The following is a 13856-nucleotide window of genomic DNA, read 5'->3' on the forward strand; positions in this document are numbered from 1 at the left end:
TCTTTGTCGCCAAATGTCGCTGGATGCATACTATCTCGCGCGTGGTTTCGGTGGCACTATAAACCAACTTGCCAAAACCAGACTACCAAAGCCTGTGTATAAAGCGATGAATACCCATTCCGGAGCACTATAGTAAAGCAAGCTTTGCAACCAGTGCTGGATAAACGAACCTGAATAAGTCTCTGAAAGAGCTTCTTCTCTTAGTGCCATTTCCCAAATTGTTAAAGGGCAAATGACGCCAACCCACGACTGAAAAATTACGATACCAATGGCGATCAGGTGAACTATTCGGAAGGCCCTGTTTCTGATCCATTGCCACTTCAGAAAATACCCCAGGTAAATTGCCAGAAGCCCAAACAGCACAAAGCAAACAAATAACACATGTAGAATTAAAATCGCATCAGCGAAAAATATCAATAGTGATTCTTTCGACATACCTGATCACCTGACACCCTTATTCACGCGCCTGTATGCTGGTCGAGTGCAACTGATTGTTAGCTGTCCAGCTCAACCTCTAAAAGAAACCTGCGGAGTTCTCTTTCCTCTCTCATGACATGAACAATAAAAACGGTAGCTTCGGCGACATCGGAATAGTTTAGACCATGGCAGCTAACGGAGGTCCAGCCGAGCTGCCAACTCCAGCGCGCCATGCGAAGCGCCTCTGTCGTACAACCCAAAATTACCCAATCGCTCAAAACCCGCTTGAAATTCTCGCAAAATATTATACTGTATATATATACAGCTTAAGCAAAACTCTCACATAACCGACACTCACCTGACACCCTCAGCCGACCACCAAACCAGATCACCATACCGGACACTCCCTGACCCATGCCCTACGCCGAACTACACACCCTCACCTGCTACAGCTTCCTCCGCGGCGCGTCCCATCCGCACGAGCTGGTGGAGCGAGCGGCGGCGCTGGGTTATGCGGCGCTGGCCATCACCGATGAATGCTCCCTGGCCGGCGTGGTCAAGGCCCATATGGCGGCGAAGGAACAGGGCCTGCCACTCATTATCGGCAGCGAGCTCAACCTGGTGGAAGGCATTCGCCTGGTGGCACTGGTGCCGTCCCGGGCGGCGTACAGTGAGCTTTCCGGTTTGATCACCCTCGCCCGGCGGCGCAGCCCGAAGGGAGAATACCAGGTGGCGCTGCGGGACGTGGTTTTCCACCTCAAGCGCTGTCTGCTGATCTGGCTGCCCGAGTGTCGTGAAGGAACGGGAGTTGGTGGGGGGATACCGGCAAGCGATGCCGTCGAACTCGGTTATGGCCAGCAACTGGCTCGGCTGTGCCGGGGCCGGGTCTGGCTGGGTGTTACTCATTTGCTGGGCAACAATGAGGTGGCCCGTTACCGGCGCCTGCATGCACTGGCGCAAACCCTGGAGCTTCCGATGGTGGCCTGTGGCAATGTGCACATGCACAGTGCCCGGCGCAAACGGCTGCACGATGTGTTTACGGCGCTGCGCCACAATACCACCGTGGCCCGGCTGGGGCGGCGGCGACTGGGCAACAGCCAGCAGCACTTGCGCCAGCTGGCGAAGCTGGAACAACTCTATCCCCCCGAGCTGCTGGCGGCCACGCTGGATATCGCCGGTCGCTGCAATTTCAGCCTGGACGAGCTGCGCTATGAATACCCGGAGGAGGTGGTGCCGGCGGGACAAACCGCCACGGCTTACCTGCGCCGGCTGGTGGAGGAAGGTTGTACGGTGCGCTGGCCGCAGGGCGTACCCGCGCCTATACGTGAACGCATTGAGTACGAGCTGGCCCTGGTGGCCGAGCTGAATTACGAATACTACTTTCTTACCGTATACGACATTGTGCGCTTTGCCCGGGACCGCGGCATTCTCTGCCAGGGCCGTGGCTCGGCGGCCAACTCGGTGGTGTGTTACTGCCTGTTCATTACCGAGGTATCGCCGGAGCAGGTATCGCTGTTGTTTGAACGCTTCATTTCCCGGGAGCGGGATGAGCCGCCGGATATCGATGTGGACTTTGAGCACGAGCGTCGGGAAGAGGTTATCCAGTACATTTATGAGAAGTACAGCCGCAAGCGCGCGGCACTCGCCGCCACGGTCATTACCTGGCGCTCGCGCAGCGCGGTACGCGATGTGGGCAAGGCGCTGGGGCTGGATGCGGTATTCGTGGATGACCTGGCCCGCTCCCTCGCCTGGTGGGACCGCAGTGCCGATCTCGCCAAACGCTTCGCGGAACAGGGCGTGGCCGGGCACAGCCAGCTGGCCGTCCTGTTCCACACACTGGTGCAGGAAATTCTCGGTTTCCCCCGCCACCTGTCCCAGCACGTGGGCGGTTTTGTGATTACCCGCAGCCCCATCTCCACCCTGGTGCCGGTGGAGAATGCCAGCATGGCGGACCGCACCATCATCCAGTGGGACAAGGAGGACATCGAATCCCTGGGGCTGCTCAAGGTGGATATCCTGGCCCTGGGCATGTTGTCCGCCATTCGCAAGAGCCTGGCGCTGGTGCACCGGGATCACCCTGGCATCCGCAGCCTGGCGGATATTCCCCGGGATTGCCCGGCCACCTGGCGCATGCTGCAACAGGCGGACTCCATTGGCGTGTTCCAGATTGAATCCCGGGCACAGATGACCATGCTGCCGCGGCTCAGGCCCGGCAGCTTTTATGACCTGGTGATCCAGATTGCCATTGTGCGGCCCGGCCCCATCCAGGGCGACATGGTGCACCCGTACCTGCGGCGCAAGCAGGGTCTGGAGGAGGTCAGCTACCCCAGCGAGGAGATCCGCTTGGTGCTGGAGCGCACCCTGGGCGTGCCCATTTTCCAGGAGCAGGTGATCAAGCTGGCGATGGTGGCGGCGGGCTTTAGCGGCGGCCAGGCGGACCAGCTGCGCCGCGCCATCACCAACTGGGGCAAGAACAGCAAGCTGCTCGGCTTTGAGCAGCAGTTGATAGAGGGCATGCGTGAGCGCGGCTATGAGGAAGCCTTCGCCCACCGCCTGTTCGAACAAATCAAGGGCTTTGGTGGCTATGGCTTTCCGGAATCCCACTCCGCCAGTTTTGCCCTGCTGGCGTGGGTGTCCTCCTGGCTGAAGTGCCACCATCCGGCGGCGTTTTATGTGGGTTTGCTGAACAGCCAGCCGATGGGCTTTTATTCTCCCTCCCAGCTGATCCAGGATGCCCGCCGCCACAGGGTGGCCGTGCTGCCGATTGATATCAACCAGAGTGACTGGGACCACCGCCTGCTGGCCGGTAACGGGGCCGAACAACCGCCGGTGCGGCTGGGCCTGCGCCTGGTACGGGGCCTGAGTCGCGAGGGTGCGCAGCGTATTATGGAGGCCAGGCGCCGGGAGCCTTTCCGGCAGGTGAGCCAGTTGCGCCAGCGCGCACAATTGAACAAGCGCGACATGTCGGCGCTGGCGGATGCGGATGCGCTGGCCGGCATCAGCGGCCACCGCCACCAGTCCCAATGGCAAATCATGGCGCTGGAACAGGCCCGGCCACTATTGCAGGAGGAACAGCAGCAGCCGGGCAGTTACTTCAATGACGATATCCAGCTGCGCGCACCGGAAGTCGTAGAGGAAGTGCTGGCGGACTATCGCACTACCGGCCTCACCCTGCGCGCCCATCCCATGAGCCTGCTGCGCAGCCAGTACCCCTTCAACCGCTGCAAGCGTCACACGGACCTGCATACGGTAAACAACAAGGGCTTTGTGCGTATCGCCGGGCTGGTCACCTGTCGCCAGCGCCCGGGCACGGCGTCCGGGGTGCTGTTTTTAACCCTGGAGGATGAAACCGGCAACAGCAATATTGTGGTCTGGCCCCGCACCCAGGAACACTTTCGGCAGGTGCTGATGAGCGGGCGACTGCTGGTGATAAAGGGCACTCTCGAGCACCGGGACAACGTTACCCATATTATTGCGGGGGCGCTGTATGACTACAGTGATGCGCTGGCGTCGCTGCAACTGAGCTCGCGGGACTTTCATTAGAGGAAACGAGCATTAGAAGAAACGGGGCATTAAAAAGAAATGGAACTGCTGTTCAAGGAGCGCGTCAAACTGGCCATAAATGACCCTTTTTGGGTCGGTGAATTTTGGCATACTGGCAGCCGAATTATTGAAAGCTGCCGAGTAGGCCGCAACAGGAGCACCCAGTGACCGCTACAAACACCTTTCAACAACCGCCCTTCAAGCCTGCGGACGTGCTCGATGCCACTATCATGGGCAACGAGCAAACGATGTATGGCCTGTTCGACCACCTGCGCGCCAATGACCCGGTGGCCTGGGTTGAGCACCCCGAATACCGCCCGTTCTGGTCCCTGAGCCGCCACGACGACATCAAGAATATCGGCAGCCGCAATGACGAGTTCCTCAGTGCGCCGCGCACGGTGCTGATTCCAGAGGCCTTCGAGCAAGCGCTGACCGAGAAGTTCGGCACGCCCAACGGCCTGGATACCCTGATCCACATGGATCGCCCCAAGCATCTCAAGCTGCGCAAGGTCACCCGTGAGTGGTTCCTGCCGCGCAGCATTGAAAGCCTCACCGCCGAGGTGCAGGCGCTGTCGAAAGAGTTCGTCGACAAGATGGAAGACATGGGCGACGAATGCGACTTTGTGAAGGACATTTCCCTGCGCTTTCCGCTGCGCATTATCCTGTCCATTCTCGGCCTGCCCCGGGAAGCAGAAGATACCATGCTCACCCTCACCCAGGAGATGTTCGGCGGCCAGGACCCTTCACTGCAACGCGGTGATAACGAGCTGGGCGGGCTGGCGGTGCTCAATGACTTCAATGACTTCTTCACCGAAGTAATTGCCGAGCGCAAAAAGACGCCGCAGGATGACCTGGCCACCGTGCTGGCGAATGCCCAGGTAGATGGCGAACCGATGAACGTGCTGGACCAGATGAGTTATTTCATCATTACCGCCAGCGCCGGCCACGATACCACCTCGGCGGTTATCGGCGGTGGCATGAAAGCGTTACTGGAACACCCGGAGCAGATGGCCCTGTGGCGACAGCGTCCGGACCTTGATATCAACGCCTCCAAGGAATTGATGCGCTGGGTGTCTCCGGTCCGGCACATGGTGCGCACCGCGACCAGTGACCTGGAGCTGCGCGGCAAGCACATCAAGGCCGGCGACAACATCGCCCTGTGGTATCCCGCCGCCAACCGCGATCCGGAACACTTCGACCAGCCCAATCGGCTGGATCTGCAAAGAGACCCGAAGCAGCACATCGCGTTTGGCTATGGTTCACACATGTGCCTGGGACAACACCTGGCAACACTGGAGGTGTCCTGCTTTTTCCGCGAGCTGCTGCCACGGCTGAAGGACATGAAGTTCAAAGATGACCCGGAGTGGATCAAGGCGATCTTTGTGGGCGGCCTGAAATCAATGCCGGTGAAGTACCAGCTGAGCTGAAGGCACAGGTTTCCGCGGTAATCAACCAGCGCGGAAACCCAGCCTGTTAGTACGCCGGCCAAGCGGCCGGCGCGCACCTTCAAAACAGTTTGCGACCCTTGTTGGCGGCAATGCGCATACGCAGGGCGTTGAGCTTGATGAAACCCTCTGCATCTTTCTGGTCATAGGCCCCGGCATCGTCCTCAAATGTGGCAATGCTCTCATCGAACAGACTGTCGGCAGACTGGCGACCGGCCAGGATCACATTACCCTTGTACAGCTTCAGCCGCACCTTGCCGTTCACGGAGGCCTGGGTCTGGTCGATGGCGGTCTGCAGCATCACGCGCTCGGGTGACCACCAGTAGCCGTTGTAGATGATCTCCGCATAACGGGGCATGAGTTCATCTTTCAGGTGGGCCACTTCGCGATCCAGGGTCAATGATTCAATGGCGCGGTGCGCCTTGAGCATGATGGTGCCCCCGGGGGTTTCGTAGCAGCCGCGGGATTTCATGCCCACATAGCGATTTTCCACCAGGTCGAGCCGGCCAATACCATTGGCACCGCCCACCTTGTTCAGGGTTTCCAGCACGGTCGCCGGGCTCAGCCGTTCGCCGTCAATGGCGACGATGTCACCGTGCTCGTAATCCAGTTCAATATAGGTGGGGGTGTCCGGCGCCGTTTCCGGGCTGACGCTCCAGCGCCACATATCCTCTTCCGCCTCGGTCCAGGGATCTTCCAGGATACCGCCCTCGTAAGAGATGTGTAGCAGGTTGGCGTCCATTGAGTAGGGCGACTTTTTCTTGCTCTTGCTGTAATCCACGGGAATATCGCGGGCTTCGCAATAGGCCATCAACGATTCGCGCGAGCCGAGGTCCCATTCACGCCAGGGCGCGATTACCTTGATTCCGGGCTTCAGCGCGTAAGCCCCAAGTTCAAAACGCACCTGGTCATTACCCTTGCCGGTGGCACCGTGGGAGATGGCATCGGCCCCGGTTTCATTGGCAATTTCAATCAGGCGCTTGGCAATCAGCGGCCGCGCTATGGAAGTGCCCAACAGGTATTCACCCTCGTACACGGTATTGGCGCGAAACATGGGGAATACGAAGTCGCGCACGAACTCTTCCCGCAGGTCATCGATGTAGATTTCCTGTACGCCCATGGCCCGGGCCTTGGCACGAGCCGGTTCGACCTCTTCACCCTGGCCGATGTCGGCGGTAAAAGTCACCACCTCACACTTGTAGTTGTCCTGCAGCCAGCGCACGATCACCGAGGTATCGAGACCGCCGGAATAGGCCAGTACCACTTTTTTGATGTCAGACATTACACGCTCCGTTAACAGGGCCCTGAAAGGGCGCATATTCTACTCGCGGGGGGGAACGATGCCCAGCCCGTATTGGCAACTGTGGGTATATCAGTACTTTTGGTCACGTCGAAGTGGTTTTATTGATATCATCGCCCTACGCTATATTCTGGACATTATCGGGACAACGACGGTTTTTTAGGCGTCGCGTCTCACCACTAAAGAAAGATGCAGACGGCAGGCTGTGCCCAATGGCCCCGGCTGTAAAATAGGGAGTTCCATGTTAGAACCGGCAATTCCTGCCGATGAGGCAGCAAGGCTAGAAACCCTGCGCGCGCTGAAAATCCTGGATTCTGCTCCGGAGGAACGATTTGATCGCCTGACGCGCATGGCAAAACGCATGTTTGGTGTCCCCATATCCCTGGTCAGCATCGTTGACAGCAACCGGCAGTGGTTTAAATCGGCACAGGGACTGGACGCAACAGAAACCCCGCGGGATATCTCATTTTGCGGCCACGCGATTCTCGATGAAGACCTGTTCATAGTGAGTAACGCTTCTGAAGATCCCCGGTTCCACGATAATCCGCTGGTAACCGGGGCGCCCAATATTCGCTTTTATGCGGGTTGCCCGCTGCGTGTCTCCAGCGGCCACAAAATGGGCACTTTGTGTCTGATTGACGACAAGCCGCGCGAAATGAACGATGAGGACAGGGCCTTGCTGCGAGACCTGGCCACGATGGCGGAGCAGGAGATCGCTGCGTTGCAGCTGGCCACCCTGGACGAGCTTACCGCGATTTCCAACCGCCGTGGCTTCACCTCGCTGGCGGCTCATGCGCTGGCCATGTGCAAGCGCCATGCCCAGCCGGCGGCGCTCATCATGTTCGATTTGAACCAGTTCAAGCCGGTCAATGACAAGTTTGGCCACGCTGAGGGTGACAGGGCACTGGTCGCTTTTGCCAATCTGTTGCGCGAAGGTTTTCGCGATTCGGATGTTTACGCACGCATCGGTGGAGACGAGTTTGTGGTCTTGCTCACCGGTACGCCAGAGACGCAGATTGAGCAGCTGCTGGCTCGCTTCCGGGCGTCGCTGGAGGCTTACAATAAGGAGGCGGCACGCGGCTATAACCTCGATTACAGTGCCGGTGTTGTCACCCGGCAAGTGGGCGAAGACACTGATATTGAAGCCCTTCTTTCCCGGGCGGATGCACTGATGTATGAGGATAAAGCGGTCCGCAAGCGTTGATGGGGCAGATTTCCTGTTCTGCGACATGGCGTATTTGTGGAGATTGTTCCCGTGGCTGGTCGCAGGTCCGTGTTCCCGTAGGCGGGCCTTTACGTTACCATCACCACTGTTTTCCTGATGTTTTGGCCTGCCGTGACTGAACTGACCCTTACCCGCCCCGACGACTGGCACGTGCACTTGCGCGACGGCCCCGCCCTGGTGGACACTTGCGCCGACATGGCCCGCTACTTTGGTCGCGCCATTGTCATGCCCAACCTGACTCCGCCGGTCACTACGGTAGCTGCCGCCATCGCCTACCGCGATCGCATTGTGGCGGCCATGACCGGGCTGCCGCGCCAGTTTGAACCGCTGATGACCCTGTATCTCACTGACCAGACCGATGCTGCTGAAATCCGTCGCGCGGCAGACAGCGAGTGTGTGCACGCGGTTAAACTCTACCCCGCCGGGGCTACCACCAACTCAGAGGCGGGCGTCGCCGACCTGGAGAGCCTGTTCCCGACCCTGGAGGCAATGGAGACCGCGGACCTGCCACTGCTGATTCACGGCGAAGTGACTGACCCACTCGTGGATATCTTTGATCGGGAAAAGATATTCATTGACCGCTACCTGGTGCCCATCGTGCAGCGTTTTCCCGGCCTGCGGGTGGTACTTGAGCACATCACCACCGCCGACGCTGTGGATTTTGTGAGTACCGCGCCCGCCACTGTGGCGGCCACCATTACCGCTCACCATTTGCTGCTGAACCGTAATGACATGCTGGTGGGTGGCATTCGCCCGCACTACTACTGCCTGCCGATCCTCAAGCGCAACAGCCATCAGCAGGCACTGGTGCGCGCCGCCTGCTCCGGCAGCCGAAAATTCTTCCTGGGCACGGATTCCGCACCGCACAGCACCGCCAATAAAGAAACCGCCTGTGGCTGTGCCGGTTGCTACACCGCCCACGCCGCCATTGAGCTTTATGCCGAGGTCTTCGAGGCCGCGGACGCACTGCCGGCACTGGAGGGCTTTGCCGCCCATTTCGGGCCGGACTTCTACAAGCTGCCGCGCAACACCGATACCATCACCCTGCGCAAGAACAGCTGGCAGATACCGGTAAGCCGGGCCATGGGCGACAGCCACCTGACACCGCTGCGCGCCGGTGAACAGGCATACTGGCAGGTAGTAGACCAGGGCCGCCCGGTTTGAGCGAAGCCAGCGGGCAGCGCATCTGCGATCGTTTCCGCGGCTTTTTGCCGGTGGTTATTGATGTTGAAACCGGCGGCTTCATTGCTGCCACCGACGCCATGCTGGAAATTGCCGCCACCATCGTACGCATGGATGACGACGGCAACATGGCGGTGCACCGCACCTGGAGCTTCAATGTAAAACCTTTCGAGGGCGCCAACCTGGAACAGGCGGCACTGGACTTCACCGGGATTGACCCCTGGCACCCTTTTCGCGAGGCGGTTGACGAGGAGCAGGCGCTGGAGGAATTGTTTCGGGTGGTTCGCAAGGAAGTGCGCGACCAGGATTGCACCCGGGCGATACTGGTGGGCCACAATGCCCACTTCGACGCCGGCTTCGTGAACGCGGCCGTGGAACGCTGCGCTATCAAGCGCAACCCCTTCCACCCGTTCTCATTTTTTGACACCGCCACCCTGTCGGGACTGGCCTACGGCCAGACCGTACTCGCCAAGGCCTGCAAGGAAGCGGGGATCACCTTCGACAACGCCGAGGCCCACTCGGCCGCCTACGATGCCGAGCGCACCGCAGAGCTGTTTTGTGAAATCGTCAACCGCTGGAAAGACTCCGGGGGCTGGACACCCAACTTCGACTAGGCGCTCTCCACTCCGGGGCCCGCTTCAGTACTGATGCGGCGGCTAGACATGGCATCAATACCTTCCTCCGCGAAAACCATCTCTGGTCAGAGAACAGACGCCAATGCAGGCATCAACTATCCTCAGTGCTGAGGAGAGCACTGACATGACCGCCGGCAACAACACATCACTTGACGACATGGAGCAACAGGTCCGCGCCGCTATCCGCTCGGGTAACAGGCGCAGTGTAAAGACCGTTGCCGGCTGGAGCCTCGCAGGAATTGCGATAGTCGGCGTACTGGCATGGTGGCTGTGGCCCACCGACCAGACTAATCTCTGGCGGGAAGCCGTGGTGGATCGCGGTGACATGGTGCTAACCGTCACTGCAACCGGCAACCTGGAACCCAAGAGCGAGGTCACCGTGGGCGCCGAAATATCCGGCCTGATCAGGGAGGTCAAGGTGATCGAGAACGACAGGGTCACCGCTGGCAGGGTACTGGCCCGGTTTGATACGGAGGAACTGCAGGTCAACCTGCAACAGGCCCAGGCCCGACTGGCGGTGGCAAGGGCACGGGTAGCCGAGGCACGGGCAACCCGGGAAGAAGCCCGACTCAACAGGCAGCGTATCCAGGCACTGGTGGCGCGTGGCACTGCCTCACAGGCGGATCTTGATAGCCGCGAAGCGACGTACCAGCGCGCAACAGCGCAACTGGCACTGGCACGTGCCTCGGTAAAAGAGGCCGAGGCGGCGGTATCGGCCGCTCGCACCCGGCTGGAAAAGGCCGTTATCACTTCCCCCATTGACGGCGTAGTCCTCCTGCGCTCTGTCGAACCGGGCAATACCGTGGCAGCCAACTTTCAGACGCCCGAACTTTTCGTACTGGCCGAGGATCTGCGCCAGATGGAACTGCATGTGTCGCTGGATGAGGCGGATGTCGCCATGGCCGAGGCCGGCCAGCCGGCGACCTTTACCGTTGACGCCTGGCCGGATCGCGAGTTCGGGGCGCGGGTACTCACGGTCTACCTGTACCCGACGGTGGAGAATAACGTGGTGACCTACACCACGCTGCTGAGCGTGGATAATACAGAGCTGCTGCTGCGTCCGGGAATGACTGCCACCGCTACCATTATCACTGGCACGCGCGAACAGGCACTACGCGTGCCCAACGTCGCACTGCGTTTTCAGCCACCTGTTGATGGCAGGCGCGGCGGTATATTGTCGGGGCCACCGGGAACGGGGGTCCGGGAGCCGGAACAGGGGCCGGGCAACACGCTGTGGGTTTTACGAAACAATCAGCCCACACGCATTGCCGTGCGCACCGGCTACAGTGACGGGCGCTATACCGAGTTGCTCGGCGATGCGCTGCAAGAGGGCGACCGGGTGCTTATCGGGGTACAACGCACATCCGCGCAAGATTAGGGCCGCAGTGATGAGCACGGAACCTGCTGCCAATACCACCAACGCACCCGCTATCCTGCAGATGCGGGGTATTTTCAAGATCTACGGCACGGGCTCTGCCGAGGTCCGGGCGCTCAATGGTATTGATCTGACTATCCGCAGCGGCGAGTTTGTGGCGGTAATGGGTCCCAGTGGTTCCGGCAAGTCCACCTGCATGAATATCCTCGGCTGCCTGGATGTACCCAGCACCGGGCATTATTTGTTTGGGGGGGTCGATGTGGGCAAATTGAACCGCGATGAGCTGGCCCTGCTGCGCCGACATTACATGGGCTTCGTATTCCAGAGTTTCAACCTGTTGCCACGGGTGAGCGCTATCGACAATGTTCAGCTGCCGCTGGTTTATGAGGGCATAAAACCGGCTCAACGCCGAGCCAGGGCGACCGAGGCATTGCACGCGGTAGGGCTTGCCGACCGCGCCGCTGCTACCCCAAACCAGCTCTCCGGCGGCCAGCAACAACGGGTTGCCATAGCCCGGGCACTGGTAACCCGGCCTCCCCTGCTGCTGGCCGACGAACCCACCGGCAACCTGGATACCGCCACCGCACAGGAGATCATGGCGATCATCACCGGTATCCGCCGGGAGCGTGGCGTTACCATTGTGATGGTGACCCACGAAGCTGATATTGCCGCCTACGCCGAGCGCGCATTATATTTTGTTGATGGGGCCCTGGTAAGGGATGGCGAACCCCGTGAAGTCCTGGCATGAGGGCGGTCGATACCACAACCATGGCCCTGCAGGCTATTGCCCGCAACAAGATGCGTTCGTTCCTGACCACCCTGGGCATTATTATCGGGGTAGCCAGTGTGGTGGCGATGGTCCACCTGGGACAGTCGGCCACGCGCAGTGTTACCGAAACCATTGCCGATATCGGCTCCAACCTGTTGTTCGTCATGCCCGGCACCTCACAACGCGGCCCCGGCGGCATCAGAACTACAGCCGAGCCCTTCGACAGAGATGACGTAATGGCCATCCGCGAACATGTGCCCGGCATTCTCGTGGCCCCCGCGGTCACCACCAGCGCTACTGTGGTTTACGGCAACGCCAACCAGACCATCAGGGTTGAAGGTACCACCAACGCCTATTTTACAGTGCGTAACCACCCCGTGGCGCGCGGTCGCCAATTCGAGGACAGCGAACTCAGGGCCGGCGCCGCGGTCTGCATTATCGGCCCTACCGTGGTTGAGGACATTTACCTGGGTGCCGAACCGCTGGGCACGACCCTGCGGGTCGGACGCACCGCCTGCCGGGTTATCGGCGTACTGGAGGCAAAAGGGGAATCCATGGGGCAGGACCGCGACCAGATCGTGCTTATGCCGATCAAGGCCGTACAGCGGCGTCTTATCGGTAACCTGGATGTGCAGGCACTCTATGTGTCGGCGCTGGTAGACGGAAGCACCCAGCGCGTCAAGCGCGATATCGAATTCCTGCTGCGCCAGCGCCGCCCCGGCAGCGCCGATAGTGAGGATGATTTTTACGTTCGCGACACCCAGGATATTGCCGATGCACTGGAACGCACCACCCAGACACTGACCGCACTGCTGGGGGCAATTGCGGCCGTCAGTTTGCTGGTTGGCGGCATCGGCATCATGAACATCATGCTGGTATCAGTTACCGAGCGAACCCGGGAGATTGGTATTCGCCTGGCCATCGGCGCCCGTGGCCGCGATGTCCTCACCCAGTTCCTGGTCGAAGCCATTGTTCTCGCGACCATTGGCGGCGCTATTGGCCTCGGGCTGGGCCTGGGCGGCAGCTGGCTGGCCATAGAACAACTCGACATGCCCTTCGCCGTATCAGCCGGTGTGCTCTTGCTGGGGTTTTCATTTTCGGTAGTGATCGGAGTCACCTTCGGCTTCTTCCCCGCCCGCAAAGCCGCGCGGCTTAACCCCATCGATGCGTTACGCCACGAGTAACTGCGCCACATCAAGGTTCCCGCACTCAGCGGCTGGACAGACACGCCTGATCTGCTAAGTTATTAGTATCATTCAAATAATATGCGGCCAGACCGCTGGCAGGATGGTTACGACAAGAGAGTCACGAGGAGGGCAACGCCATGCGCAAGGACAGTGCTGCTTTACGGAACCTGTTGATTGTCGGGGGCACAATCATTGGCATAATCATCCTGTCCGCATTGCTGGTGCGCTATTTCGTCTAGCAACGGAGTTTCAGTTAATGAAAAGATTATGCTTTCTCTCACCTGATGTGGAGCATACCCGCAAGGTAGTAGAGGACCTTAAAAACAATGGCGTGGCCGAAAAACACATCTATGTGGTGGCCAGGCACGACATCCAGCTTGAAGATATGCCCGACGCCGGGCCCGAAGCGGATGATTTTATGGTGGCCTACAAGCGCGGCCTTGGCATGGGCGGTACCGCCGGACTATTGGCGGGCTTGACCGTACTCGCGTTTCCCCCGGCAGGTATTGCGGTGGGAGGCGGCCTGGTGGCACTGCTCACCGGCTATGGCGCCGGCGTAGGTGCCCTTGGGGCAAGCGTGGCCGGAGCCGCCTTTCCCAGTACCCGGCTGGAGGAGTTCAGGGACGCCATTGACGAAGGCCAGATCCTGGTGATGGTTGATGTACCGAAAAGCGAAGTGGAGATGTTTGAAACGCTGATCAAGACCCTGGACCCGGAAGTGAGCGTTGAGGGTATTGAGCCGCCGGCCGACGTCATCCCCTGAGGTGCCACGCGGAAA

The 13856-nt window shown here is 59.8% G+C and carries 11 protein-coding genes; 9 read left to right on the forward strand and 2 right to left on the reverse strand.

Features of this window, described 5'->3' with window-relative positions; all coding sequences use genetic code 11:
• Positions 1-30 precede the first annotated feature (30 nt).
• Complete coding sequence (locus CWI75_RS00410) at positions 31-435, reverse strand: DUF2784 domain-containing protein (RefSeq protein ID WP_101519497.1); 405 nt, start codon at positions 433-435, stop codon at positions 31-33.
• Between the two features lie 396 nt (positions 436-831).
• Here CWI75_RS00410 and CWI75_RS00415 point away from each other — a divergent pair, with 396 nt between their 5' ends.
• Positions 832-3960 (forward strand): error-prone DNA polymerase, encoded by a 3129-nt coding sequence (locus tag CWI75_RS00415; protein WP_101519498.1) that lies wholly within the window; start codon positions 832-834, stop codon positions 3958-3960.
• Between the two features lie 164 nt (positions 3961-4124).
• The gene (locus CWI75_RS00420; protein ID WP_241521024.1) at positions 4125-5387 is read left to right on the forward strand and encodes a cytochrome P450; all 1263 of its coding nucleotides are present in this window, start codon (positions 4125-4127) and stop codon (positions 5385-5387) included.
• A gap of 79 nt (positions 5388-5466) precedes the next feature.
• Here the strand turns inward: CWI75_RS00420 and CWI75_RS00425 are convergent, their stop codons facing one another.
• The gene (locus CWI75_RS00425) at positions 5467-6687 is read right to left on the reverse strand and encodes an argininosuccinate synthase (RefSeq protein ID WP_101519499.1); all 1221 of its coding nucleotides are present in this window, start codon (positions 6685-6687) and stop codon (positions 5467-5469) included.
• A 259-nt stretch (positions 6688-6946) separates the two neighbouring features.
• Here CWI75_RS00425 and CWI75_RS00430 point away from each other — a divergent pair, with 259 nt between their 5' ends.
• The 7 genes from CWI75_RS00430 to CWI75_RS00460 all read left to right on the forward strand — a co-directional run bounded on the left by CWI75_RS00430 (position 6947) and on the right by CWI75_RS00460 (position 13841).
• Complete coding sequence (locus CWI75_RS00430) at positions 6947-7909, forward strand: GGDEF domain-containing protein (protein WP_101519500.1); 963 nt, start codon at positions 6947-6949, stop codon at positions 7907-7909.
• A 132-nt stretch (positions 7910-8041) separates the two neighbouring features.
• On the forward strand, positions 8042-9094 hold the full coding sequence (gene pyrC, locus CWI75_RS00435; RefSeq protein WP_101520065.1) for a dihydroorotase: 1053 nt from the start codon (positions 8042-8044) through the stop codon (positions 9092-9094).
• Positions 9091-9726: a ribonuclease T gene (rnt, locus tag CWI75_RS00440; RefSeq protein ID WP_101519501.1), complete on the forward strand. Its 636-nt coding sequence runs from the start codon at positions 9091-9093 to the stop codon at positions 9724-9726. The genes pyrC and rnt overlap by 4 nt, the downstream gene beginning before the upstream one ends.
• Before the next feature lie 103 nt (positions 9727-9829).
• Positions 9830-11125 carry an efflux RND transporter periplasmic adaptor subunit gene (locus CWI75_RS00445; RefSeq protein ID WP_101519502.1) on the forward strand — a complete coding sequence of 432 codons (1296 nt, stop codon included), beginning with the start codon at positions 9830-9832 and terminating at the stop codon, positions 11123-11125.
• A 10-nt stretch (positions 11126-11135) separates the two neighbouring features.
• Complete coding sequence (locus tag CWI75_RS00450; RefSeq protein WP_101519503.1) at positions 11136-11870, forward strand: ABC transporter ATP-binding protein; 735 nt, start codon at positions 11136-11138, stop codon at positions 11868-11870.
• Positions 11867-13075, forward strand: a complete 1209-nt coding sequence (locus CWI75_RS00455) for an ABC transporter permease (protein ID WP_101519504.1) — start codon at positions 11867-11869, stop codon at positions 13073-13075. The genes CWI75_RS00450 and CWI75_RS00455 overlap by 4 nt, the downstream gene beginning before the upstream one ends.
• A gap of 259 nt (positions 13076-13334) precedes the next feature.
• Positions 13335-13841: a DUF1269 domain-containing protein gene (locus CWI75_RS00460; RefSeq protein ID WP_101519505.1), complete on the forward strand. Its 507-nt coding sequence runs from the start codon at positions 13335-13337 to the stop codon at positions 13839-13841.
• Positions 13842-13856 lie beyond the last annotated feature (15 nt).

This window comes from Kineobactrum sediminis, from assembly GCF_002868715.1.
Taxonomy (GTDB): Bacteria; Pseudomonadota; Gammaproteobacteria; order Pseudomonadales; family Halieaceae; genus Kineobactrum; species Kineobactrum sediminis.